Annotated in this window: 21 protein-coding genes and 2 pseudogenes; 10 read left to right on the forward strand and 13 right to left on the reverse strand. The window is 69.2% G+C overall.

Annotation, left to right across the window (positions count from 1 at the left end):
• Positions 1–169: 169 nt before the first annotated feature.
• Positions 170–799 (forward strand): class I SAM-dependent methyltransferase, encoded by a 630-nt coding sequence (locus QCD66_RS16280; protein WP_375737167.1) that lies wholly within the window; start codon positions 170–172, stop codon positions 797–799.
• Positions 800–844: 45 nt separating this feature from the next.
• The gene (locus QCD66_RS16285; RefSeq protein WP_375737168.1) at positions 845–2,959 is read left to right on the forward strand and encodes an Hsp70 family protein; all 2,115 of its coding nucleotides are present in this window, start codon (positions 845–847) and stop codon (positions 2,957–2,959) included.
• Between the two features lie 549 nt (positions 2,960–3,508).
• Here QCD66_RS16285 and QCD66_RS16290 read toward each other — a convergent pair.
• Positions 3,509–4,948: a hypothetical protein gene (locus tag QCD66_RS16290; protein WP_375737169.1), complete on the reverse strand. Its 1,440-nt coding sequence runs from the start codon at positions 4,946–4,948 to the stop codon at positions 3,509–3,511.
• A 321-nt stretch (positions 4,949–5,269) separates the two neighbouring features.
• On the opposite strand from QCD66_RS16290, the gene QCD66_RS16295 reads away from it, so the two are divergent.
• Together QCD66_RS16295 and QCD66_RS16300 are read left to right on the forward strand one after the other, a co-directional pair.
• Entirely contained in the window at positions 5,270–5,530 is a 261-nt protein-coding gene (locus QCD66_RS16295; RefSeq protein ID WP_375737170.1) for a hypothetical protein, read from the forward strand.
• 986 nt (positions 5,531–6,516) lie between these two features.
• Complete coding sequence (locus QCD66_RS16300) at positions 6,517–8,217, forward strand: IS1634 family transposase (RefSeq protein ID WP_407566753.1); 1,701 nt, start codon at positions 6,517–6,519, stop codon at positions 8,215–8,217.
• A 204-nt stretch (positions 8,218–8,421) separates the two neighbouring features.
• On the opposite strand, the gene QCD66_RS16305 is transcribed toward QCD66_RS16300, so the two are convergent.
• Positions 8,422–9,480 carry a serine/threonine protein phosphatase gene (locus tag QCD66_RS16305; protein ID WP_407567185.1) on the reverse strand — a complete coding sequence of 353 codons (1,059 nt, stop codon included), beginning with the start codon at positions 9,478–9,480 and terminating at the stop codon, positions 8,422–8,424.
• Between the two features lie 690 nt (positions 9,481–10,170).
• On the opposite strand from QCD66_RS16305, the gene QCD66_RS16310 reads away from it, so the two are divergent.
• Positions 10,171–10,905 carry an alpha/beta hydrolase gene (locus QCD66_RS16310; protein ID WP_364220456.1) on the forward strand — a complete coding sequence of 245 codons (735 nt, stop codon included), beginning with the start codon at positions 10,171–10,173 and terminating at the stop codon, positions 10,903–10,905.
• A 568-nt stretch (positions 10,906–11,473) separates the two neighbouring features.
• Here the strand turns inward: QCD66_RS16310 and QCD66_RS16315 are convergent.
• The 5 genes and pseudogenes from QCD66_RS16315 to QCD66_RS16335 form a co-directional block, all read right to left on the reverse strand.
• Positions 11,474–12,019: pseudogene (locus QCD66_RS16315) on the reverse strand (GPP34 family phosphoprotein); the annotation flags it as partial.
• 78 nt (positions 12,020–12,097) lie between these two features.
• Positions 12,098–12,493 carry a GntR family transcriptional regulator gene (locus tag QCD66_RS16320; protein ID WP_375734719.1) on the reverse strand — a complete coding sequence of 132 codons (396 nt, stop codon included), beginning with the start codon at positions 12,491–12,493 and terminating at the stop codon, positions 12,098–12,100.
• A gap of 5 nt (positions 12,494–12,498) precedes the next feature.
• Complete coding sequence (locus QCD66_RS16325) at positions 12,499–13,323, reverse strand: hypothetical protein (protein WP_375734718.1); 825 nt, start codon at positions 13,321–13,323, stop codon at positions 12,499–12,501.
• A 274-nt stretch (positions 13,324–13,597) separates the two neighbouring features.
• Positions 13,598–14,785, reverse strand: coding sequence for a hypothetical protein (locus QCD66_RS16330; protein WP_375734717.1), 1,188 nt, complete (start codon positions 14,783–14,785; stop codon positions 13,598–13,600).
• A gap of 137 nt (positions 14,786–14,922) precedes the next feature.
• Positions 14,923–15,192, reverse strand: a complete 270-nt coding sequence (locus tag QCD66_RS16335; protein ID WP_407567186.1) for a hypothetical protein — start codon at positions 15,190–15,192, stop codon at positions 14,923–14,925.
• Between the two features lie 159 nt (positions 15,193–15,351).
• Between QCD66_RS16335 and pdxY the strand changes: the two genes are divergently transcribed.
• From pdxY to QCD66_RS16350, 3 genes are all read left to right on the forward strand, one after another.
• Complete coding sequence (gene pdxY, locus QCD66_RS16340; RefSeq protein ID WP_375734715.1) at positions 15,352–16,203, forward strand: pyridoxal kinase PdxY; 852 nt, start codon at positions 15,352–15,354, stop codon at positions 16,201–16,203.
• A 647-nt stretch (positions 16,204–16,850) separates the two neighbouring features.
• On the forward strand, positions 16,851–18,107 hold the full coding sequence (locus QCD66_RS16345) for a hypothetical protein (RefSeq protein WP_375734714.1): 1,257 nt from the start codon (positions 16,851–16,853) through the stop codon (positions 18,105–18,107).
• 10 nt (positions 18,108–18,117) lie between these two features.
• The gene (locus QCD66_RS16350) at positions 18,118–18,387 is read left to right on the forward strand and encodes a hypothetical protein (protein ID WP_375734713.1); all 270 of its coding nucleotides are present in this window, start codon (positions 18,118–18,120) and stop codon (positions 18,385–18,387) included.
• A 153-nt stretch (positions 18,388–18,540) separates the two neighbouring features.
• On the opposite strand, the gene QCD66_RS16355 is transcribed toward QCD66_RS16350, so the two are convergent.
• Positions 18,541–18,753 (reverse strand): hypothetical protein, encoded by a 213-nt coding sequence (locus QCD66_RS16355; protein ID WP_364220429.1) that lies wholly within the window; start codon positions 18,751–18,753, stop codon positions 18,541–18,543.
• Between the two features lie 525 nt (positions 18,754–19,278).
• On the opposite strand from QCD66_RS16355, the pseudogene QCD66_RS16360 reads away from it, so the two are divergent.
• Positions 19,279–19,416: pseudogene (locus tag QCD66_RS16360) on the forward strand (M23 family metallopeptidase); the annotation flags it as partial.
• A 49-nt stretch (positions 19,417–19,465) separates the two neighbouring features.
• Here the strand turns inward: QCD66_RS16360 and QCD66_RS16365 are convergent.
• The gene (locus tag QCD66_RS16365) at positions 19,466–20,092 is read right to left on the reverse strand and encodes a DUF2625 family protein (protein WP_364220426.1); all 627 of its coding nucleotides are present in this window, start codon (positions 20,090–20,092) and stop codon (positions 19,466–19,468) included.
• A 33-nt stretch (positions 20,093–20,125) separates the two neighbouring features.
• On the opposite strand from QCD66_RS16365, the gene QCD66_RS16370 reads away from it, so the two are divergent.
• Positions 20,126–20,260, forward strand: a complete 135-nt coding sequence (locus tag QCD66_RS16370) for a hypothetical protein (protein WP_375734722.1) — start codon at positions 20,126–20,128, stop codon at positions 20,258–20,260.
• Between the two features lie 62 nt (positions 20,261–20,322).
• Here the strand turns inward: QCD66_RS16370 and QCD66_RS16375 are convergent, their stop codons facing one another.
• The 4 genes from QCD66_RS16375 to QCD66_RS16390 are packed head-to-tail and all read right to left on the reverse strand — an operon-like array spanning position 20,323 to position 24,482.
• Positions 20,323–21,330 (reverse strand): LLM class flavin-dependent oxidoreductase, encoded by a 1,008-nt coding sequence (locus QCD66_RS16375; RefSeq protein ID WP_375734712.1) that lies wholly within the window; start codon positions 21,328–21,330, stop codon positions 20,323–20,325.
• On the reverse strand, positions 21,327–22,364 hold the full coding sequence (locus QCD66_RS16380) for an NAD(P)H-quinone oxidoreductase (protein WP_375734711.1): 1,038 nt from the start codon (positions 22,362–22,364) through the stop codon (positions 21,327–21,329). The genes QCD66_RS16375 and QCD66_RS16380 overlap by 4 nt, the downstream gene beginning before the upstream one ends.
• Positions 22,361–23,578 carry a hypothetical protein gene (locus tag QCD66_RS16385; RefSeq protein WP_375734710.1) on the reverse strand — a complete coding sequence of 406 codons (1,218 nt, stop codon included), beginning with the start codon at positions 23,576–23,578 and terminating at the stop codon, positions 22,361–22,363. Before QCD66_RS16385 ends, QCD66_RS16380 begins: the two co-directional genes overlap by 4 nt.
• Before the next feature lies 1 nt (position 23,579).
• Positions 23,580–24,482: a transporter substrate-binding domain-containing protein gene (locus QCD66_RS16390; RefSeq protein ID WP_375734709.1), complete on the reverse strand. Its 903-nt coding sequence runs from the start codon at positions 24,480–24,482 to the stop codon at positions 23,580–23,582.
• Between the last annotated feature and the right edge of the window lie 68 nt (positions 24,483–24,550).

The raw sequence follows: 24,550 nt of genomic DNA on the forward strand, positions 1-24,550 counted from the left end.
GGCAGAGGCCCAAGTCCCGAGAGCGGCGAGCGCACCGTCACCCATGAACCGGCCGTATCCGGAGAATTCTTACGCCACGGATGGCTGGTTGGTTAGTGGGTGTTGCTGGTGGGCTGAGCCTCAGCGGCTCGATCGGGACCACTGGTGTAGGGCCGGATACGGTGACGCCATGAGCAGACCGATCCGCTGGAGCACCGATACCGGCCCCGACCATTCCCGGTGGTACGTCGACCGGTTCCGTCAGCTGGCCGCCGAGGGCGCCGACCTGGGCGGTGAAGCTCGGCTGCTCGACGCCATGGTCGCTCCCGGGTCACGGATCCTCGACGCGGGCTGTGGCACCGGGCGGGTCGGTGCCACGCTGGCCGCCCGGGGGCACACCGTGCTGGGTGTGGACGCCGACCCGGTGCTGATCGATGCGGCTCGCGCCGACCATCCCGGACCGCGCTGGCTGGTCGCCGACCTGGCCACGCTGGACCTGCCGGCGTCCGGGATCGCCGAACCGTTCGACGCGGCGGTGGTGGCCGGCAACGTGATGGCCTTTGTCGCGCCGGGCACCGAACGCGACGTGTTGACCAGGATCGCCGCCCACCTGCGGCCGGACGGAATCGTGGTGGTCGGCTTCGGCGCCGACCGGGGATACGCGTTGGCCGCCTCGTGCGGGATGCCGAGACGCAGGTGGGCCAGCGTCACCACCAGCCAGCCGACGAAGGCCAACACCGGCCTCACGCTGCCTACGCCCACCGCGTGGGGAGTGCAACCGGCCCTCACGCCCGGCAATCCACAACGGATACAACTCTGACCGCAGCAGGTTCAGGTGGCGGCCGGAAATCCCGGTGAACGCGGGATGGCTGAAGACACGACGCGCCCAACGGACCGCCACCCGCAGATCATCGGCCACATCGACCGACCGGCGCCCCAGCGCCCTACTGCGCACAAGGTCGTTAGACTTGGCGCGGTGTCGGGACATCACCTGGGAATCGACTACGGCACGTCGCACACCGTTGCGGTGGTGCGTTGGCCGGATGGCCGGTGCCGGCCGCTGTTGTTCGACGGATCGCCCCTGTTGCCCTCCGCGCTGTTTCTGAGCTCGGACGGGGATCTGGTCGCTGGTCGGGACGCGGTGCACAGCGCCCGGCTCGACCCGGCGCGGTTCGCGCCGTATCCGAAGCGCCACGTCGATGAGGGTGTTCTGCTGTTGGGGGACCGGTCGGTGCCGCTTGTAGAAGCGGTCGCGGCCACGCTGGCTCGGGTGGCGGTCGAGGCGGTTCGGGCCTGTGGCCTCCCGCCGGCCCGGGTCACGATGACCTATCCGGCCGGATGGGGGGCGGTGCGCCGTGACGTACTGGTGGGCGCTGCCACCCGTGCCGGCCTTCCCGCTCCGACGCTGGTGCCGGAGCCGGTGGCGGCGGCCGGATACTTCACCGCCGTGCTGGGGCACGCGGTCCGTCCCGGGCATCTGCTCGTGGTGTACGACCTTGGTGCGGGCACTTTCGACGTCGGCGTCGTACGCCGTACCGGAACCGGCTTCGAGGTCTGCGACGTTGACGGCATGGCCGACTTCGGCGGCCTGGACCTGGACGCGCTGGTGGTCGCGCGGGTCGGTGCCGTCATCGAAGATGTCGACCCGGCGGCGTGGCAGCGGCTCACGGCGCCGTCCGGCCCGGCCGACCAGCGGCACTTCCGCACGCTGTGGGACGACGCGCGTAACGCCAAGGAGATGCTCTCCCGCCAGTCCAGCGCCGGGCTGCATGTACCTCTGGTCGAGCGCGAGGTGCCAGTGGGACGAGAGGAGTTCGAGGCGGCGGCCCGCCCGTACCTGGAGCGGGCCGCGGTGTTGACCAGGCAGGTGATGGCCCGGTCAGGCGCCACCGCAGGCAACCTCGCTGGCGTGTTCCTCGTCGGTGGCGCGTCCCGGGTCCCGCTCGCCGCGACCACGCTGCACCACGCGACCGGCGTGGCACCGACCGTCCTCGAACAGCCCGAACTGGTAGTCGCGGAGGGCGCTCTGCACGTCGCCCACACCGAATGGTCCACAGCGGACGCTGTGCCGCCCAGGCTGCCGGGGCCGCGGGTCGCGTCAGTCGCGCCCGGCATGGCGCCGGCAGCGGTTCCGCCGCTACCGGTGCCGACGACCGGTTGGGGCTCGCCGGACCTGCCGCTCGGATCCGGCTGGCCCGCCGCTGCCGGCCCCGCACCGGCCGCCGTGCACCCTTCAGCCGCGCCGCCTCCGAACCGGCCTTTGGGCACGCGGCGGGCATCGTCGGTGCCGCCGATGGTCTGGGCCATGCTGGCCGTGCTGACCACCTTGCTGACCGCCGCCTCCCTCGTCACCTGGATCACCCGGCTGCTGGCGCTCGCCGGCGTGGCCGGCACCGTCATGTTGGTCCGTCGCGCCGTGACCTGGCGGCCGCGCGAGGGAGCTGGATTCGCCCGGTCCCGGTCCACCCCCAGCACCCTGGGCACGATCGCGGCCGTGCCCGCCGGCGTCGTCGCGGCAGCCGGCCTGACGCTGCTCGTGATGAACAGCTTGGACTCCGACGGCGACAACGGCCTGCTCGCGGCGGGCAGCATCGTGCTGGGCACGGGTTTGCTCCTGACATTGGTGGCGATCGGCCTGCTGGTCGTGGGCCTGCGGACCTACCCGCGCTTGGTGGTCCACGCCGATGGGATCACCTACCAGCCGGATGCCCGGTACCGGTATGACCTGCTGTGGACCGACCTGGCACGGGTCGAACTCGCACACCTCACACCGGGACGACCGCCTGCCCTGATAGCCGTACCGCTGCCCCAGTCACCGCTGACCGACGACCTCGCCCAGGACCTTCGGTGGCGCCCCGACCTGGACGCCCTGGTCATCGACGACCTCGACCGTTTGAGTCAACGGCTCGCCGCCGACCTGCCCCACATCGCGCAGGCCCTGGTCCATTACCGCGCCGCGGCAGGCCCTGGCCCGTCCTGACCGACATCGGTCCAGGCGGAATCGGGGCAGCAGATTGGGAGCAGCGGGCCGCTCCCAATGCGCTGAACGGCTTTGGACAAAGCAGCCCGCTACGAGGAGTTCGATGACGGGAAACGGCTGTGTCCGACACTGAGCGTCGGGCCACAGCCGTTCAGATCGAGCATCAGGCGTCCGGAGCAACGACCCTGCGTACGGCGGCTACCGCCCGGGCGGGCCGGTAGTTGGGCCCAGGGTCACCGCACGCCGGATCAGCAGGTCGCGGTGGCCGTAGGGCACGCGCGGGGCGCGGGGGCCGGTGGCGGCGGCACCTGGCCCGGCAGAAGACCGGGCAGATCGAGGGTATTCCATGTCGTGGCCCTGGTGAACGGTGCATCGGCACCAAAACTGGTCCGGGGCGCGCTACCGAGGTACCGATCGGCGTTGCCCGTAGCTGCCGGGTCAGCCGCCCGGCAGCGTCCGCTGCTGCCGGGACAGGGAACGTCCTGCCAGCCGGAGCCGCCCAGCGGGTTGGCGTAGGCGGCCCCGAGTCCTGCGTCGCTGCGGTGCGTGTTATCGACAGGCAGCGGCCACTTGAGCGAGAGCGGCCATATGGGCCGACTCGGCCGTCACCAGCGTGGCCTTGGCTTCCTCGAGCTGGACCTTGGCCTTGGCGACCTTCGCCTCGTCCTGCTTGATGGCTTGGGCCGGTTTGCCGCCCGCCAGGCTCTTCTCGAACTTGACCTCGGCGTCCTGGAGCTTCGTCTGGGCTTTCTGGACGTCCTTCTCAGCCTTGTCCACGGCCTTTGCCGCCGTGTTGGCCTTCGCCTGGGCCGTACGGCAGTCCGGCGACGGGTCGACTGGGCCCGCAGGGGCCTCGACGACGATGGAATTGACGATGCCGTGGTGGCCGGCGTGGGTCAGGGCGGCCCAGACGGTGCCTCCTTCGGGAAGGGCGATCGGCTCGGTGTAGGCGACGGCGCCCCGGAGGTCGACCGGCGCCGCGGCGCCGGGCTCGGTCACGACGTAGGTGATCGTGTACGTCGGGTCGGTCGCCGCGGGCCCGGTGCCGGCCTTGGTGAGCGTGACGACCATGTCGGCGACGGTCCCGGCGACCTCGCTGCCGCGGAAGTCGTGGATCGCCGCACCGCCACCGGTACTGCCGGTGACCGCCGTGGTGCCGTTCAGCACGTAGTCACCACGGTAGAGCGCGGTGTTGGTGTTGGTGACCGTGCTGTCGGTGATCGTGAACAGCGGCCCCGCGTTGTAGGCGTAGGTGGTGCGTGCGCCCTTGCCGCTGACGGTGGAACGGTCGATCGTGACGGTCGGGCTGGAGCCCTCGATGACGATGACGCCCTGCGAGCCCGACATCGTGACGTCCGACCGGATCGTCGCGTCCTGGACCGCCAGGTGAGCGTTGTTGCGCAGCATGAAGAACGCCGCCAGCGCGGTGCTGTCGACGCTCTGCACGATCGTCAGCTTCGGACCGATCGTCAGCTCGGCGTCGTCCACGTTGAAGTAGACGTTGCCCGTCGCGGTGAGCGTGGCCGGCTCGTCGGCCGAAAGGCGGATCTTGCCGGCGTCGACCTGGATCGCCCCGCCTTTGTCGTCGGCGACGATGTCCTCGGTGATCCAGATCGTGTTCTCACCGCTGCCGATCTCGGCGATGCGGAAGCGGAGTTCCGCAATGCTCGCGGCCCGGAACTGCTTCTGCGCCACGAGCGGGTTGAGGAACCTGATGGCCGTGGTGAGGTCGGTGACGGCCGCGTCGACCTTGGTCTGCGAAACGTACGGGTCGTTCATCACGACGCCGGCGGTGTCGATGGCCGCCGTCAGGAACCGCAAGCTGTACGGCGTATAGCCGGCCGGGTTCGGGGCGTTCTCTCCCGTCACGGTGGCCAGCAGACCCGCCAGTGCCGCCTTGCTGGTGTACGGCGACGCACCCTCCAGGTAGTAAAGGTCGTCGATCAGCCCGTCCAGCGGCGGTCGCGGCACTCTGGACACGTACTCCACGCCCACAGCATCGCCGACGCCCCGCCGGCATCGCGCGCCGGGATGGTCCGGCCGCGCTGCCGCCAGCATCGAGCCGGCGCCGATCCCGGACGAGCGCCCGGCCGCGGACATTTGCGTGGGCTACGCGTGCTGCATGAGCGATGGAGCATTCTCGGCCCTCTAGTCTTGTCCCTGCATGGGGGAGGCGCTAACCCAGCTCTCTGCTGCGTCACCGTGCCCTGCTACGCGGTCCGCCAACATCGTGAACTCGGCATGAGTGAGTGGCCGATCATGATTGATCTGGAAGTTGAATAGGGTGGTCAGACCGGCTCACCGCCCTGGATGACCGCGTCGCCACTGGTCGAACGGCTGCCGCTGACCGTGCTGGCCGGGCGTCCGACCCGACCCGACCGAAGCCAAACGCAAAAGGACCACCGGAACTACGTCGATGGCGTGATCACCTACGACTCCGCGACCCGTCGCGTCATCGGCACGGCGATCCTGCCGGAGACCACCAGCGGTAAGGTCGTTGACCGCTCATGCGAGTACACCGACGCCGGCTACGAAAGGAAGCCGAAGAGCGCGTCGCCGCCGACCCGTTGAAGGCTGGCCTGTGGGAGAATCCCTACGCTGTGATGGTCTGCGATGTTTGTGACAGTGGCATGCTGGACGGTGCCGATTTCGGTGAACCCGACACGGGCTGGGGCGTCTGGTGGGTTTGCGGGTTCTGCTTGGCCTCGCAGATCGTTGCTGAGGGTTCACCGCCACTGCGCCCAAATATGCACTTCTCCACAACCGGTGGGCTACGGCCATTGAGCCGCAAAACTTAACGACACACGCGGCGCTATTTAGTGATGTGACGGTCTGTTGGTCTCGGATAGGAAACATGATCAGAGATGACATCAGTTGGAACCCGGACGGACTGAATGCCTGCCGTCGGTGTCGAGAGGCTGCAATACTGGCTGATCAAAAGTGGCCGTCCGGTAGGCGGGGGCGTCCCTGACATCGGTGTTGAGTCGAGTATGAACGACAACACGCGCAGATCATCGACCACATTGGCCACCCGGCCTCCATCGCTTTGCTCCTGTGGTAGCCAGGATGACCTCCCTCTGGGAGGGACAGCATTCCGGCACGCGCGGGCACGTCCGACCGGCTCTGCATCGTAGGGTAAGGCCCGTGACGGTGACCTTCTTGGCGAGATATCTATGGTTGGTAGATGCTTCCAGTGGTCGGCGCCCCCATGTGCCCCATAAGGCCCTCGAAATCTGGCGCGACTTTGTCGATGATTGTGTCGAGGGATGGCGAGCGAGCTGCGAGCCGAGATGAGTGTGTTGGTTTGGAGCGGGACGCGGTTTGGGGTGATATCCATGTCGAGCGCAGAATCAATGATCGCTGCGCGGGACGACCTAACGCCTTCCTTGAGTCCCGAGTTCCGCAGTTCGTAGGAACACAAGCATGATCGGGTCGGGGTCGATGCTGGTCACGGGCTCGCAGATGCCTCGGACTGGGCCGGCGGATCCGAAAGTGTAGTAACACGACCTGAGATTCACATCTTGTTCTGCCAGTGGTGATGTGGTTTCTTCGTAGTCATGTATCTGCGGTTCACCTCGCGGACCAACGCCGACGGCAGCGTGGTGCGCTACGTCGCGTTGGCACACAACCGGCGCGTGGACGGCAAGATCAAGCCTGATGTGCTTATGAATCTGGGCCGCGTCGACCGGGTCGACGTCGAAGGGCTGCGCCGGCTCGCCGCGTCGATCGACAAGCACTTCGGCGAAGACGGCGCGGGTGCGGAAGCGGGCCTGGCGGCCGGAGCGGGACCTCTCGACGTCGTCGACGCACGGTCGATCGGGTCGACATGGCTGCTCGACGGGTTGTGGCGGCGCCTCGACGTCGGCGCGGCGGTGCGGGCGGCTGCGGACGCGCGTAGGTTCACCACGAACATGGAACGGGTGCTGTTCGCGCTGGTCGCCAACCGAGCTGTGGCGCCGATGAGCAAGCTGTCGGCCGCCGAGTGGGCCGGGCAGGACACGGTCATCCCGGGCCTGACCGGTATGGACGACGACCACGCGTACCGGGCGATGGACCTGCTCATCGACGCCGATACCTGCGGCCGGGTGCAGGAGGCGGTGTTCTTCGCCGTGGCCAACCTGTTCAACCTTGAAGTCGACCTGTTGTTCTTCGACACCACCAGCACCTACTTCGAACGCGACACCGAAGACGACGGCGACGATGCGTTTCGCCGGTTCGGGCACTCCAAGGACCACCGCTCGGATCTGCCGCAGATCGTCATCGGCCTGGCCGTGACCAAGGAAGGCATCCCGGTGCGGTGCTGGTGCTGGCCCGGCAACAGCAATGACCAGGCCGTGCTGGCCGAGGTTCGCGACGACATGCGCGACTGGAAGCTCGGACGCGTGATCACCGTGGTCGACCGCGGGTTCTCCAGCGCGGACAACCTGGCCTACCTGCGCCGCGCCGGCGGGCACTACATCGCCGGGATGCGCATGCGTGACGGCAACCCCCTCGTCGAGCGGGTCCTGGCCCGCCAGGGCCGCTACCAGCAGGTCAAGGACAACCTGCGCGTCAAGGAAGTACGCATCGACGGATCCGACGTGCGGTTCGTCATCTGCCACAACCCCGACCAGGCGATGCGTGACAAGCAGCACCGCGACGACGCGATCGCCCGCGTCGAAGCCGAACTCGAACGCATCCGTGACCAGCGCGAACGCGACGCCAGACGACCCGTCGCAGACAAGGCCCGTAAGAAGAACGAGGCGGCGCACGCCCGCGCCGAGTGCGCCCTGCGCGACCACCCGACCCTGGGCCGGTGGCTCGTCCAGCAGCCCAACGGACGACTGAAGGTCAACAAGGCCAAGGTCAAGGCCGAGGAACGCCTCGATGGCAAGTACCTCATCGCCACCTCCGACCCGCACATCAGCGCCGAGGACGTCGCGCTGGGCTACAAGAACCTCCTCGAGGCCGAGCGCGGGTTCCGCGACCTGAAGTCGCAACTGCTGCTGCGGCCGGTGTTCCACCGCCTCGAGCACCGCATCCGCGCCCACGTCCTCATCTGCTGGCTGGCCCTGCTGCTGATCCGCGTCGCCGAACGCGCCACCGGCCAGACCTGGCGAAACATCAACCGGCAACTCGGACGAATCAGCCAGGTCACCCTCGCCGGGCCCGCCGGCACCGTCGTGCAGACCACCCCGCTGAGACCCGAACACAAGGCCATCTACCAGGCACTTTCCGTCCAGCCGCCGGCCCGGGTCACCGCCTTCGACCCCCAGTAGCCAAGATCAGATCCTGGCAAGAGGGCGTAGACACACGCCTCTTGTTCGACGCACGTCAATCTTCGCTGCTCCACATCCAGATTCCGATGATCGTTGAACTACAAACTGCGGAACCCGGGTGAGTCGATGCGCCTGAAAGTGTGATTCTCTCTGGAGCGAACGGTTCTGCTTACCGAAAGTGAAGCCTCAGCGGGTCCAAGGCTGCTAGGACTGCGCGGTCGCGTAGCCGGGGATCGAAGACAAGGCGTGTCTGATCTGCTGGGCGGGGTAAGGCGTTGCGCGGCTTTCGCCGAACAGGTTCCAGTGGAAGTCGTTCATGATGGTGGCGACGGGTGCGTAGCGGCTGATGAGCGCCGCGGCCGGCACCGGGACGTTTGCGGGTGGGTCCCCGGCAGCACATCGCCGGACGTAGTCGTAGCGTTCGACGGGTCCGCCGGTCTCGGGGGCCGGCACCCCGGCGATGTTGGCGACCATCCAGTTGACCAGTTCCTTCATCGCGTAGCCCGCGTCGTAGCTCGTGTGCTGTTCGACGAAGTCACGCTCGTCCGTGGACAGATCGAACCGGGCCGAGGTGGCCAGGCCGAGATCCGCAAGGTAGAGACGGTTGCCGTCGGTCAGGATGTTGCGGAAGTGGGCGTCGAAGTGCAGCAAACCGTTGGCGTTCATGAAAGCGATGTCGGCGCGTAGGCATCGCTCCACCATGGCGCACGCGGCGGTGACGGCTTCCTCGCCGGCGGGAAGCTGCTTGGCCAGCCAGTCGTGCAGGGTCTGCGGGATGTATTCCAGGAACAGCACCACGCTCGCCGACGCCTGGGCGAGTGCGTGCAGCCGCCGCCGTACCGCCGCCGATCCGCCCCAGTACGCGACGGCATGTTCGATGTCCGCGTGCTCGTCGACCAGCGGCGCCGCACCGGGCAGCACGCGCCAGTGATACATCAGTGGAAACGCCTCGCTCTGCCCGGTGAGCACCCAGTTCGTCGTCATGGTGTTGGCGGCGAGTTCCCGCCAGGCGCCGAAGCCGGGGCCGGCCAGCAGGACGACTCCGTATTGGCAGAACATGGGTACTCCGAACAGATTCGCGGTGCACATGACGTTGTCCGGTTCGCGCTCCAGGTCGGTCAACGGGATCCGCTTCACGAAGACCGGTGCGCCAGCGGTATCGAGTAACGCCGAGGTGCCTCCGACGCCGGACCCGATGGCCGGGGCCGTGTCCACGAGCTGACCAAGCTGATGATCACTGAGCAGGGCCAACGCCGTGGACACGGCGCCGTACCTGTCCACGCGTGCCCTGTGCGACATGTCCGTGCCGTCGTGCGGCAGTCCGCTCACCACGTAGCCCACCTTCGACGATCTTCAACGCCTCGCGGAGAGCGTACCGGTGGTCGAGAGGCCGAAATGGCGGCGTGCCTCGACCACGACACACCCGGAAGGTAAGTCCGGACGCCGAAGGGTTCGATCGGACAGGACACAACTATCGCGTCCGGTTGAAGGTTGCCAGTGGCGCCGATGGTGACCAGCGGCTCGCAAGGTAGGTCCGAACGTTTCCGTGTGCAAGCGTCCCGATGCGCATTGCGGTTTCCCCGGTGTCGCGTACCGGTTGTCGTGCAGAGCCGCGTACGACTGATCTTGTAAAGCAAGCACTGGCCGAACCAGCGAGGTTCCGTCTCCGCCGGTCGGGGAAGGGAACAACAGGGCAACGTCGCTGTACGTGATCCGTAAGCTCACATCGCACCGTAACCACATGCGGCCTGTCCGTGGCACCCGGCCCGGGGCCTCCGCCGAAAATACGTTTGGCGGATCACGGCGGCCGCTGCTAGCTTCCTGAGAGCCGTGCGAGAGACCGAGGAGGTGGTACCCGTGAACGTTTCGACATGGGTGCTCCCCTCTGGGGTCACGGTCGGGCGATAGGTCGTCCGGGAGCGCCGTTCACGAGCACTCCCGAAAGGCAAGACCATGCGATTCACTACTGAGCAGCGCCTCGATGACGGCGTTCTCGAACGCGAATTCACCCTCGGCGAGATCCCCGGCATCCTGTGGACGCCCGCATCGGCATCCGCACCGGTCCCGCTGATCCTGCTCGGCCACCCACCGCTCGGACTGCACAAGATGTACCCCCGTCTGGTGGCTCGGGCCCAGCACGCCGCGACGGAGGGCTTCGCTGCGGCCACCATCGAGCTCCCCGGCAGCGGTGACCGGCCGCGTTGGGCCGCCGCCGAGCAGGCCCGCGCCGACCTGCGCCGGGCGATGGAGGCCGGCGAGCCGGTCAGCGACGAGATTATCGACGCCCTCATCCTCCCGCTCGTCGACAAGGCGGTCCCGGAGTCGCAGGCCGCCCTGGACGCCCTCCTGTCACTGCCCGAGATCGGCGGCCCGGTCGGGTACTCGGGGGGAGTGATCTCCGTCGGCATCCGGCTTGCGGTGGTCGAGCCGCGCGTCGTGGCCGCCGGCTTCTTCGCCGGGAGTTTCGTGCCTCGCACCATGTTCGAGGAGGCCCGACAGGTCACCATTCCGCTGCATGTCCTGCTGCAGTGGGATGACGAAGGCAACGACCGGCAGGCGGCCCTGGATCTGTTCGACGCCTTCGGCTCCAGGGAGAAGTCGCTGCACGCCCACATGGGCGGACATACCGGTGTCCCGCAGTTCGCAGGGGAGGACGCGGCCGGGTTCTTCGCCCGGCATCTGCGCTAGCCGCGGGCCGGGGCCCCGCCGCGAGGTCAGCAGCGGGCGGTAGGCGGCGCCGGCCAGCACGCCGCTCATCGAGGGCAGGCCCCGGCCCTCGATGGCGGTGGCCAGCAGATGCACAACCGCCTCGATCGCGGCGGTACCGGGGCATCGGCGGTCCCGGCGCCGGTTGGCGCGAACTTCTGCTCTTGGCGACCCGGCTTGACCTCCGCAAGATCAGCCGTATCTGCCCTGCCGAGCGGGTTCTGCGGCAGCTTTCTTGCTTCCGGCGAGGCAGCGTACAGCGCCGAGCGTCGGGCGTCCGGTACGCGGCCGGCGTGGCCGTGACCGGGTGCCGGCCGAGGCGTTCGTCTCCGCCGCGACGACCTCCTGGATCACCTCGACCAGCCGGGCATCGGCCCTGCCGGTGGGGCGTGCCGTGCGCTGCTCAACCAGGCCCCACAGGCCCTGTGCCGTGTAGCGGGCGCTCGTTGAGCGTGGTCCACACCGGGGCGAACTCCGGTCGCGGTGTCGCACCGGCCGACACGTTGGGCGGAAGCCGGTCTCGACCTCCACGACGTGCCACTCCCACTGCTCAAACCTCACCGATCGCAGCGGCCTGGATCGATTTGCGCAGGGCAGGGCCGATCGGTCCGCTCAGCTTGGTGAGTTCCTGGATGCGCTGTTTGTTGGCGCGTCTGGTCTTACGGTCGAGGACGAGGTTGAGGTCGGCGGCGGCGATGATGGCCACGAGTGCGGCGTCGGCGGGGTCGATGCTGCCGATGGGTTTGCGCAGGGCGGTGTTGACCCGGTCGAGGAGATCCTTGCGGACGCGGGGGTCGCGGACGGTCACCTTGGTGGTGGGGAACAGCCCGAGAACTTTGTGGGGTTGGAGGTGGACCCAGCCGCCATCGTTGAGTTGCTGGCGTGTCGCTCGGACAGTGGCGCGCTGCCTGTGGCCGATCCAGGACTGCCAGGTGTGTGGCCTGGAGCCGGCGATCTCTTCGAGGAGCGCGTCAAGGACGGGATCGTGGCAGGGGTGCCGGACGTCGATGGCGGCGCGGCCGCGTTCGTCGGTGAGGTGGCCGCCCCGGAGAAGGTCGGCGAGGGCCGCGGCGCGGAGCATGGCCCCAGGCCGGTGCCCAGGTCGACCCTGCCCTTGTCCGGGTTGTAGGCCAGCAGGAAGATGCGCTGGGGGAGGCTGTGGGGTACGGCCATGTCAGGCTTCTTTCGGGTCGCGGGTGGCAGGGGATACCGCGATGCCCCTGGTCAGCGCCGCTTGGACGATGCGGACGGCCTCGTTGGCGTCGATGCCGAGGCTGGCGATGACGGCGGCGTACTCGGCGGCGGCGCGACTCGCCCGTTCGCGTCCCTTCTCGCCGGCCGCGGACACGAACGAACCGGCTGATCCGCGAGTCTCGATCAATCCTGCCTCCTCCAGCTCCCGGTAGGCCCGGCCGACGGTGTTGACGGCCAAGCCAAGGTCTGCGGCCAGACGACGGATCGTCGGCAGCCGGGTGCCCACGGCGAGCGTGTGATCCTGGATCTGCCGGGCGAGCTGAGCACGCAGCTGCTCAAACGGCGGGACGGGCGAGGCCGTGTCGATGACGATCATTCGGTTCACGGTGCGCTCATGACATGCCGCGCCACCATGGCGATCCGTGCGGTCCGCGCCTCGATCAGGGCCTGCGCGATGACGCTCAGGACGATGAAGACGATCCAGGCAGCGTTCCACCACCCGAATGCGGTGCTGAACACCGACACCACCGGCAGCGACCACACCGACCACACCGACGTCGGCACGGCGCCGACCCGGGCGTCCTCGACCCGCATGATGACATCGGCGGTCAGCGAGACCTCGTCGTCGGCCACGACCGGGTGCGTCAGAACATGGCGCAGCTGGACGACAATGCCGACCGCGAGCCCGCACAGCCCGATGAGCAGGATGACCGCCGCGTACCTCGCGGTGGAGTTGCGCAGTGTCAGGGCGCCGATCGCCAGCGCCGTCGCGCCCGCGAACGTGGCAGCCGCGAACGCGGCACGCGGCCAGCCGAGCACGGTACGCCAGCCGAGCCGGACCGGGTGAGCCGCCCGTCGCTGCAACGTCGCACCGGCGCGCCGGTCGACCCGCCGCACCCACCAGTCCAGTAACCACTGGGCCAGCACCAACCCGACCACCAGCGCCGTCAACACCAGCAGCAACCAGCGCCGGTTCCCGGACCCGTCAACCATGCCGCCGACGTAGGTGAGGGCAACCGCCAGGATGAACGCGGCCAGCAGGACGGAAGCGGCGAGCCGGGTACGTCGCCGGACCGCCAGACGCGTCGCCAGCAACGGTGTCGGCCGGACGTCGGCCAGGCCGTGCCCGGCCAACCACGCGCCGGCCCGGTCAAGGTCCGCCGGACGCATCGGCGGGCCAACAGCCGGCAAGGTTCTCTCCGACATGACATCCCCTTGTCGCAACTCTTGTCTCAAAAGAGTGCGTCAAGCTTTGCGACAAGTCAAGCCGGCTCGAGGCACCGACGCCGGTCCTGCGCGGGCTCCAAGCGCCCGTGACTGCTTGATCAGGTGCGCGCACATGCCGCCGAGCGCGCGCTCGGTCAGCGTCCGTTCGTGCCCATGAGTGCGTGCGGTCGCGCTGTGTGGCCGGAATCTGCGGATGGCCATATGTGCCTGTACCGGTCAGGTGGGCGGCATGCCCCGATTCACCGGTGGCCCATCAGCGTAGTTCGAGCTGGACGCCGTCCTCGGTGAGGTAGCGGACCAGGTCGTCGAAGGTGACGGCGGGCAGCCAGCTCTTGCGGTCGTAGCCGGGGACCAGGTGGGTGCGGGCGACCTCGGAGTTGTGCCAGATCATGCGGAAGCCAGGGGTCGCGCCGCCGTCGCCGGTGGCGGCGTTCTCGTGTAGCCAGAACAGATCGCCGCCGAACCAGCCCCCGGGGCCGTTGACCGCCTCCCCGATCGCACAGAAGAAGGCGTCGAAGTCAGTGACGTAGCGTCCGTCCAGGTGAGACACCGTGCCCGCTGGCTTGTCCGGAGCATGGCTCCGGTGGACTGCAGCTGCACGCACCCAGAGGTAGCGGTCACTGCGATCGAGCTTCGCCCAAAGGTTGGGCTCAGCCGGGCCGCCAGCGCGCCACATGTCCCACAGTGGGCGGTCGTTGGTCGCCATCGGCTCCGGGATCCGCGCGTCCAACATGACATCGACAAGGTCGTCACCGAGGGTGGACGGGCGCGTGGCGACGACGCTTCCGATCACGCGTTGTCCCCAGCCCATCGTGTGGGCCGTGCCGTCGACGCGTACGTGGGCCAGTTCGGCCTCGAACGACCCGCTGAGCCGGCGACGGCAGCCCAGCAAGGTCAACGGCGGACCCGGCGGCCAGATGTCCGGCCGCTGGTGAAACAGGCCGGCGATGTCACGGCACCCGCCGGCCGGCGTTTCCTCGCTGGATCCGTTCGCCGTCGACCACGCGAACAGCCGGTAACCGACGACAGGGGGCGCGATGGTGCCGCCACGATTGTTGTCGTCGTCGCGGCGATGGCCTTCGAGGTCGATGTCAAGCAGACCGGACCCATCCCTGGCGGGCCGGTGGCCGACGACCCGGACGTCGAGCAGTTCCTCGGTGTTCTCGAAGCACTCCCGGCACTGGTCCTCGCACCTTTCGCTCGCTGGCCGGCCGGGGACGTGTGCGCCCTCGACGACGAAGTTGCCGAACCAGGTCGGCCCCGTGCCGTCGATCGCGGCGAGAAGCGGTCCGGACGGCGCGCAGCTCAACAGGGTGTAGCGCTCGTACAGCGGCTCGCGCGGGAACACGCGGTCGACGAAGAGCCCCTCGATGTCCGTGCAGTCGATGATGGTGGCGCCGGTCCCCTCATCGAGCAGGCGCCAGCGCAGGGGGAATGACACATGGCGACCTTAACCGGCGGACGCGCTTCGCGACCAGCATACATACCGACGGTGATCGACGGCGGATCAGCACGAGATCCGCTTCTGCCGCCAACCGCGCGCCATGACTGGCGGTCGGGACAAGTTCGTTCCCAGCCTTACCCGTCTGCCAGTGGCTGGTTCGCCAGTTCGATAGCGTGGATGTCCGTCGCGTCGATGTCGGCGACTGCCTGTTGGGCGACCATCTGCTCTCCTTGGGCGCGAAGCAGGCGAACGAGAAAATACAAGGCGGTCTTGTCACCGCGCTCGGCACGCCGCCGTAGCTCGACGTCCCGGCCTTCCTCATACAGGAACCTGTCCAACTGGCGCCGTGCGTGAACGTCGGTCTCGGCGAGGTCGGCCAGCTCATCCAAGAGCCCGGCCTTCACGAGCAACTTCATATGCCACAAGTGCGTGTTGTGTCGGTAGTGATCACGGCTGTAGCACTCCGCGAATCCGCTGACCACAGCGATTGCCGTAGCCCAATCGCCACGGAGGATGGCAAGCAGGCCAGCAATCACCATCTGGGAGGGCCCTAAGCTGGGGGGATGAAGGTTCTGTCCATCCAGTCAGCGGTCGCCCACGGCCATGTGGGGAACTCCGCGGCCGTCTTCCCGTTGCAGCGTATCGGTGTCGAGGTCGTCCCGGTTCCCACGGTGAACTTCTCCAACCACACGGGCTACGGTGCGTGGCGGGGGCCGCTCATCCCACCGCTGGATGTGGCCGAGATTCTCCTCGGTGTGGAGGAGCGCGGAGTGTTCTCGCAGGTCGACGTCGTGCTGTCCGGGTACCAGGGCAGCGTGGGCATCGGTGACGTCATCGTTGACGTCGTGCGCCGGGTGAAGGCCGCGAACCCCTCGGCCGTCTATGCGTGCGATCCGGTCATGGGCAACGCCAGGTCGGGATGCTTCACCGCGCCGGAGATTCCCCACCTGCTGCGGGACCGCGTCGTGCCGGTGGCCGACATCATCACTCCCAACCAGTTCGAGCTGGGATTTCTGACCGGCACCGAGCCGGCGAGCATCGAGTCGACCCTCGCCTCGGCCGACCTCGCCCGGGCCATGGGTCCCTCGACCGTGCTGGTCACGAGCGTGGAGCGCCCGGACCGGGAGGAGGGCACGATCGAGATGCTCGTCGTGGACGGCACCGGCGCCTGGCTCGTCACCACCCCGCACCTGCCGTTCAAGGCGAACGGGTCCGGTGACGTGACCGCCGCCCTGTTCACCGCCCACTACGTCGCGACCAAGGATGCGGCGGTGTCGCTGGAACGTACGGCCTCCAGCGTGTTCGATCTGATCGAGACCACCTACCGGTCCGGCGAACGCGAACTCCGTCTGGTGCAGGCTCAGGAGTTCTACGCCGCGCCGAGGATGCAGTTCTCCACCGAACAGGTGCGCTGAGCCCGGCCCGGTCCGAGCGCCGTCGGGAGCCGGCGATGTCGGGGATGGCTGCGGGTGGCGATGTCGGCGGGGATGTCCGTTGATGTGCGTGGTCGTGCGGCGCGGGCTCTGCCGATAGTCTCGGGTGATGGCGGAGATCAGCCGCGAGGCTCAGGTACTGCTCGCAGTCAGAGGGTGACTCACAACGCAGGTCAGACGCCCATTTCCGGAAAGGGTGACGGCCAGCGCCGCTGGCATGGCCGGACGTCGGCCGGTCCTACCGTCGTGATGGGGCGCAGCACGGACGCGACAGAATGACGCGGACGCGGACGCGGATAGCGACCAGCGCCAGCCTACCGCCGGCAACGAGGCGGATCACTCGGCCGCGCGGCCCTGTTGAGCTGTGTGCTCGTCTTCTACGGTGGCTTCTCGCCGGTTGAACGACCGATCCGGAGGCTCCGCTGTACGCCAACGACGCGTTCCTCGCCCGCTACGACAAGCCCGCCCGAGCCCGGCTGCGCGGCCTGGCCCGCAATCCTGCCATCCCCGCCGAGCTGCTGCGGCGGCTCGTCGACGAGCAGTCGAAGGAGATCGGGTTCACCCTGACCTTCCGTAAGAAGTGGACCGACGAGCAATTCGAGGCGGTGGCCACGAATCCCAACCGTAAGGTGCGCGAACTGCTGGCCCAGGCGGTGCACGTCACGCCTGAGCAGCGGGCCAGGCTGGTCGAGGATCCAGAACCTGGTGTGCTGCGCGTCCTTGCGGCAGGGTCCGACTGCCTCGTCACGTGGACATGGACGCAGCAGCAGCCGACACTGCCCGCGTGGGCGTACGAACGGCTACTCGAACGGAACCCGAACCTCGAACTGCTCTTGGCCGAAAGCCCGTGGCTGCCGCAAGACCTACGCGCCCGACTGTGGCCGGCCGGACCGTTACCAGCGCCGGCCGACGAGCCGCCGCTGGAGCGTCAGGAGGCCGAGGCCCGGGCCGGCGACCACAACAAATGGGCACGCGTCACCGCCGCCACCGATGCCAGGCTGCCCGGCGACCTCGTTGCCCGGCTCGCGGTGGACCCCTCGCCCGAAGTCCGGCTTGCCGTGTCGATGCGCCCCGAGCTCAGTGAAGAGCAACGCGCGGCGATCGACTACCACGTCGGGCGCGACGACCGGATCCGGCCCGCCCGTTGGGCAACAGACACTAGAGACCCGCAGGTGCAACGCCGCTGCGTCTTCTCGGCGCACATCGGCCTACGCCGCAGCATCGCCTGTAACACACACCTGACGCCCGACCTCGTAGCCGTGCTTGCCACCGACGACGACTTCGCGGTCCGGCTGTTGCTGTGCGAGCACAATTCGCACGTCGACTCCGAAACGGTCCTCAACACGTATCTCGAGGCCACGACGATGAACCGAGGTCGCCTGCTGCACCATCCCAGGTTCCAGCGCACCGGGCTGGCCCGGCTGGCAGGCTCACCGGACCCGCAGGCCAGGGCCCTGGCGGTCCTCGACCCGAGGCGGCGCCAGAGCTCGTCGAGCGGATCAGCCACGACACGCATCCGCTGGTGCGGCAGCGGACGGCCGATGACCCACGGCTGTCACCCGGTCGGGTACTCGAACTGTTCGACAACCCGTCAACGGGCGAAGCGGCCGCCGCCAACCCACACCTGCCGGTGCCGGTCATGCACCGCATCCTGGACGATGCGGTGCTGCTCGCCGACGCGGCTACCGAGGGCAAACGGGCTGTGTACCTGGGACGGTGGTCACCCGACCAGTTGCCGCCGGAAGAGGAATGACGCGCCAGGATCCGCCCGCGCGTGGTCTCGGTCGACGCTGACCCGCGACGGTGGCCTCGTCAGTGCCTGCGACGTGGTCACCCCGGCTGGTGCGCCGGCCATGAAACATCCACGGTGGTTGGTCGGGGGGTAGCCTGCGCGACGTGGCCGACGACGACTTCACGATCAAGCTCACCCGGGATCAGGCGCTGGTGTTGTCGGACTGGCTGTACCACCGGATGGGAACCGAGGAGTTCGACAGCCTGGTGAATCAGGACCGTGCGGTGTGGTCGCCGCTGCATCAGATCGCTGGCACCTTGGAGACCTCGCTGGTCGAGGTCTTTATGCCGGACTACGCAGGTCGTCTCGACGCCGCACGGGATCGGCTGCTGAACAGCCTCGGCGACGTCGGACTGCCGATCGACGAAGCATGACGGCCGCCTGCGCCCGACGAGGATCCCGACGGCACCATGGCGCTGGGTGTTGCGCCAGCGGCAGGTAGGCGTACAGCCGAGCGCATAGAGACAGCGTGGTTCCCGGCGTAACCAACCGTCACAACGTCCGCCGCCGACAGTCTTTTCCGTCTGTCATGGCAGCGGATCAATCGGTACGAGGGACAGTTTGGTGATCGATAGCGCCCCGTTGGGCACGTACTCGTAGCTGATGGTGTGGTTGCCGGAGGGGTTGTCCACCACTTGCAGCGGTTGCTGGCCCGGATGCGTTGGTCGCATGATCCGATCATGTTCCACTTCACTTGTCCCGGCTGTACGACGCGATGTTCGGTCGCCGACGCTGAGCACGTCGGCAGGCTCTGCAGCATGTGCGCGGCCAGGCAGACCTGGCAGTCGTTGTCGCTTGAGGACCAGCAGGCCGTGGGCACGGCCGTGCGTCGCGGTCCGATCGCGGGTCTCCTCGCCATGCGAGAGCTGACTCCACCGATCCGGTTGCCCCATGCGGCCGACCTACTTGCCTTCCTTCAGCGAGAGGGTGACCAAGCCGAGCCATCACAGGATTAGGTTCCCGCTCCGCTCCAGCCGGGTGCCGGGCTCTGACCTCGGTTTTGCTGAGTTTGAGAGCCACCGCTGGCGACGTCTGGCTCGCACTGGGTGGCTCTCGAACTCACCTACATTGATCATGCAGAACGGCCCGAGTTGGCCCTGAAACTTGCTTACGAATGGCTCCAGTTCTCGCAGACAGATTCAGAAGGTCCGCCGCGTAGGGTATGGGGGCGACGGTGACGGCCCTGCTTAGCAGGCCACAAAGCAAACGCAGCCCGCGGCACCGTGAGCCGGGGTCAGGGCTGACGGGGTACAGGCGGGATCCTGATCTGCTACTGCCACATGAACCAGCCACCCATGGTCGCCGTCGATCAGCAGGTCGCGGCAGGTCAACCCATCGGGCTCGTCGGCTCCACTGGCCACTCCAGGGGCCCACACCAGCACTTCGAGCTCCACGTACGCGGCGATGCCAGTGACGCCGGCGCGCGCAGTTCCTGGAAGGAGGACGAACACGTCATGCTGGATCCGGCTGACCCAACTGCCGCGCCATCTCGTGGTGGAACGACACCAACTCTGTCATCGGAATCGCATTCCGCGACACGACGCCCAAGTCCTTACCTTCGACGGTACAGGGCGGCGGCCAGGTGTGTATTCCCTGATCAAGCAGCAGGTCCGAGACCTCAGCCTGCCAGCCGGGCCAGCGCAACGTCTCATAGAACGCCGTCAGGGATCCGGACAACACCGCGTGCAGCCAGTCGGCATATCCCTGTTCAAGGTCCTGCCAGCCAAGGTCGTCCGGCCCGAAGTAGTGGACCGTGGGCGGAACCCCCGGCTCGGGCTGCAACCAGGCGAACTGCCCGCCCAGAACGTCATGCCCCACGACCAGCACGCCCACGGCCGGATTCGCCTCGGTGACGACATCTGGCAGACGACCGCTGCCGCTGCCCAACACCCGTAGCCAGCCGTGGTCAACCAGCAAGCCGCCCGAGTGCGCCACGACCGCACCCAACCACGACCGCGTGGACATCCCGAGGGCCGTCAGGCAGCGTTCCGCCGCCGCAGGATCCGGAGGCAGTACCTCGGCGGGATACGGCGCTGCCGCCACCGCCGCCGACACCTCGGGCCAAGCCGACTCGCTCATCCAGGGAGCTTCCCACAGGCTCCGAATCCCACCTTGACCATGCGCCGCCTGGCGACCGGGCGGCGGCTCGGCGACCACCCGCAGGCGCTCTCCGACATCGGCCTGATCAACGCCGCCTGGCGCCTGACCGAGGTGACGGCTGCCGGCGGCGCATCCGGGCCGGCTTGATCGTCTGCGGCTCGGACGCCCGACACGCCGGGTGCGGAACGCCTGAGCCGCAGACGATCACGTCAACTCCCGAACGTGCTCAGGAGCTTGTCGAGTTGGTGCGGGGCGGCCGGGCGGACCAGTGGCATCGTGACGCCCGCCGCCCGGTAGGCGTCGACCCGGGCCCGTACGTCGTCGACGGTGCCGGTCGCGGTCAGCGAGGTGACGTACCGCTCCGGCAGCACCCGCTGCAGCGCCGCCTCGCCGCCCGACGCGTACGCCTCGGCGAACCGGGGCAGGTCGGCCGGGTCGATGGTGGGCTCGCCGACCGACATCTTGGCCTTCGGGGTGGAGGCGTACTTGAACTTCGTCGCCACCTCCCAGCGGATCGCCTCGACCGCCGTGTCCCGGTCGTCCTCGATCGAGGTGTTGATCAGTTGGGCGACGGCGAGGCCGTCCGGGTCGCGGCCGGCCCGTTCGGCGCTTTCGCGCAGCAGCGCGACCGCGTTCGCCGAGTACTCCGGCGAGGTGCCGGCGTCCAGCAGCAGCCCGTCGCCGATCGACGCCGCGTTGACCAGCCCCTTGCGGCTGGCGGCGGCGATCCAGATCGGGATGTCGGGGCGTACCGGTTTGAAGTTCAGCGCGACGTCGTCGAGCCGCACGACCTCGCCGTGGTAGGTGACCGGTTCGCCGGTGAGCAGGGCGCGGATCGACTCGACGTACTCGCGCAGCGTGGTCACCGGATCGGTCAGCGGCCGGCCGTTGCGGGCCGCGTGCTTGGCGGTGAAGGCGCCCAGGACCAGGACCAGCCGGCCGCCGCTGAGTTCGTCGAGGGTGGCGGCGCTCTGCGCCATCACCAGCGGGCTGCGCAACCGGACGACCTGCGTCGCTCCGAGCGCGACCCGCTGCGTGGCCAGCCCGAACGCGGCCAGGGCCGAGACCGAGTCGCGGTTGGTGAACAGCGTCTCGGAGAAGAAGGCGGTGTCGAAGCCGGCCCGTTCGGCGGCGGCGGCCGAGTCGGCCATCTGCCGTACGGTGACCGTCGGGTCGTAGCCGAGCGCCAGGCCGACGGGGTTGGGGGACGGGGTCACGCGATCTCCTCGAAGTCGGTCAGCACGATCTTGCCGAGCAGTCCGCCGCGTTCCAGATGTTCCAGGGCGGCGGCGACGCGGGCGGCGGGGTAGCGGGCGGCGACGACCGGCCGCAGGTCGACCGGCCCGGCCCACGGGGCGGCCCGGCGCAGGTCGGCGATGATGGCGGCCTTCTCGGCCGGGGGCAGGCTGCGCAGCGAGCCGCCGGTGACGACCAGCCGGCGGCGGATCACCGTACGCAGGCTCAGCGGCACCTCGTCGCCACCGAGGACACCGACGCTGAGCCACCGGCCGCCGGTACGCAGGCCGGCGAGGGTCAGTCCGGCGACCGCGGCGCCGACGAGGTCGAGTACGACGTCGAAGCCGTCCGGTGCCAGCCGGCGCAGTTCGTCGGCGGCGTCCGGGGCGGTGGAGTCCACGACCGGGTCGGCGCCGAGCCCGCGTACGGCGTCGGCGAGCACCTGGCCGCGGACGGTGCCGGCGACGGTGGCGCCGAGCGCCCGGGCGACCTTGACGGCGGTGGTGCCGACGCCGGAGTTGGCGGCGTGGACGAGTACCCGGTCGCCGGGGCGTACGCCGGCGACCATCCGCAGGTTCCACCAGACGGTCGCCAGCGCCTCCGGCAGTACGGCCGCGTCGGTGGTCGTCCACCCGGCGGGCACGGGCAGCAGTTGCCCCTGGGGCACGAGCGCGTGGGTGGCGTAGCCGCCGCTGCCGAGCAGCGCGCAGACCCGGTCCCCGACCCGCCAGCCGGTGACGTCCGGGCCGACCGCGGCGACGGTGCCGGCGCACTCCAGCCCGGGTACGGCGGACTCGCCGGGCGGCGGGGTGTAGTCGGCGTCGCGTTGCAGCAGGTCGGCCCGGTTGAGTCCGGCCGCCTGGACCGCGACGAGCACCTGCCCGCCGGCCGGGGCCGGGACCGGTGCCTCGTGCCAGACCGGTCGCGGCGGCGCCGGCTGGCTGCCGGTGGGGCCGGTCGGTGCGTCGGCTCCGTCGGGCGCGAACAGCACCTGCCGCATCGGCTGCCCGGTCACGGCGCCGGGTCCGGCCGGTGCGGCGGGCGGAACGGGTCCGGGGCGACGGCCCGGCCGTCGCGGACCAGGTGCTCACCGTCGCGGAACACGTGCCGGACCCGCAGGTCGGGGTCGAGCACGGCGATGTCGGCGGGGCCGCCCGCACGTAGTGCGCCGAGGCCGCCGGGGCCGGCCGGGCCGCCGCGGTCGAGGCGTAGCGCGGCGGCCGGGTTGGCGGTCACCAGGGCCAGCGCGTCGGGCAGGTCGAGCACACCGGCGACGGTCAGTGCCCGTACGGTGGGCAGCAGTTCGACCCGGTACGCGAACGGTTCGGTGGTGCCGTCCGGCAGCGTACGCGGCACCGAGGCGTTGCCGTCGCTGCTGAGCGTGAGCCGGTCGGCGGGTATGCCCCCGGCCAGCAGCGCCGCGACGGCGTCGACCGGGGCGACCGCGCCGGCGATCCGGTCCGGGTTGATCAGCGGGTTGACGTCGACCCAGCAGCCGAGGCCGCCCAGGCGGGTGGCCAGGGCGAGGGTGCCGGTGGTGTAGTTGGCGTGGGTGACCTGGAGCCGGCGCGGATCCGCTCCGGATTCGTCGAGTGCCCGGGGGAGCAGGTCCGGGTCGCCGGCGCCGGTGCCGAGGTGCACGTGCAGCAGGCAGCCCTTGCCGGTCGCCCCGGCGGCCCATTCGAGTTCGCGCAGCAGCCGGGCGAGTTCGGCCGGTCCGGGGGCGGTGGCCCGGTGCTCGTACAGGGCGATCTTGACGCCGACGAGGTGCGGGAGCAGGTGCAGGTCGCGCAGCACCGACCCGGTGACGGTCGGCGGCGGCCAGTGGAAGCCGCCGGCCATCGCCCGGGCGCGCGGGCCGGTGACCGGCAGCGCGTACGTGCGGGCGAGCAGCGCCTCGGGGTTGCGGGTGATCGGGTCGACGCCCGGCATGCCGACGCAGCTGGTGGTGCCGGCCTCGACGATCACGTCGGCGGGCAGTTCGGGGATTCGCGTGTGGTAGCCGGAGCCGCCGCCCCCGCCGAGGACGTGCAGGTGGCCGTCGACGACGCCGGGCACGACGAGCAGTCCGGCGCAGTCGACCACGGTCGCCCCGGGCAGGGTGGCCGGACCGGAGGCCGGGCCGGTCGGCCCGACCTCCAGGATGTCGCGTCCGGCGATGACGACGTCACCGGTGCCGGCCGGGCGCGGGGTCAGCACGGTTCCCCCGCGCAGGACGGTGCGGCCCACGTCAGCTCGCCGGCTGCCCGTTGATGGTCACGGCCGGCCGGAGGATGTCCGACAGACCCCACTTCTCGCCGATCTGGGCGTAGGTGCCGTCGTCCATCAGGGACTTCAGCGCCGCGGCCACGGCGTCCCGTAGCTCGTTCTGCCGCTTGCTGACCGCGATCCCGACCGGGATCTCCGCGATCGGCTTGCCGATCAGGGCGTACTTGCCCGGTTCCTGCTCGTTGGTGACGTAACGGATCGACTCGGCGCCCCGGATGCCGACATCGGCCCGGCCCTGCTGCAACTGGAGGAGCGCGTCGGCGGTGCCGTTGGTGGTCAGTTCCTGCACCGCGGCCTTGCCGGCCGGAGCGCACACCTGCTGGCTGAAGGTGGTCAGCGCGTTGCGGTAGCCGGTGTCGCCGCTGTCGACGGCGACCTTCGCGCCGCACACGTCGGCCTCGGTCGGGAACCGCGCCGCGTTGGCGGCCAGCGTGAACAGTTGCGGCCCGGTGGTGTAGTAGTCGACGAAGTCGACGGTCTCCCGGCGCGACTCGAGGTCCTGCATCGCCGACTCGACCACGTCGATGCGGCCGGTGGCCAGCGACGGGATGTACTGCTCGTACTCCTGCGTCACGAAGGTCACCTTGAGGCCGAGTTTCTCGCCGATGGCCCGGGCCAGGTCGACGTCGAAGCCCTGTCGTTTCTCCTTGTCCTCGGTGCCCTCCGGCAGGTAGGACATGGGGGGATAGACCGGGCTGTTGCCCACCCGGAGTTCACCGGCGTCGCGGATCGACTTCGGCAGCATCGCGTTCAGCGGATTGTCGGACTGGTCGGTTGCCGGGGCGTCGGCGTCGCTGCCGCCGCCACATCCGGCGAGCAGTGTCGCGGCCACGACCGCGCCCACCCATATGGCTCGCTTCTTCACAGTTTCTCCTCCGGGTCGGCGGGTGGTCGTTGGCACCCACGCCGCACATCCGCCACCGGTCCCCTCGG

Origin of the sequence: Polymorphospora sp. A560 (genome assembly GCF_045781765.1) — a bacterium.
Classification (GTDB): domain Bacteria; phylum Actinomycetota; class Actinomycetes; order Mycobacteriales; family Micromonosporaceae; genus Polymorphospora; species Polymorphospora lycopeni.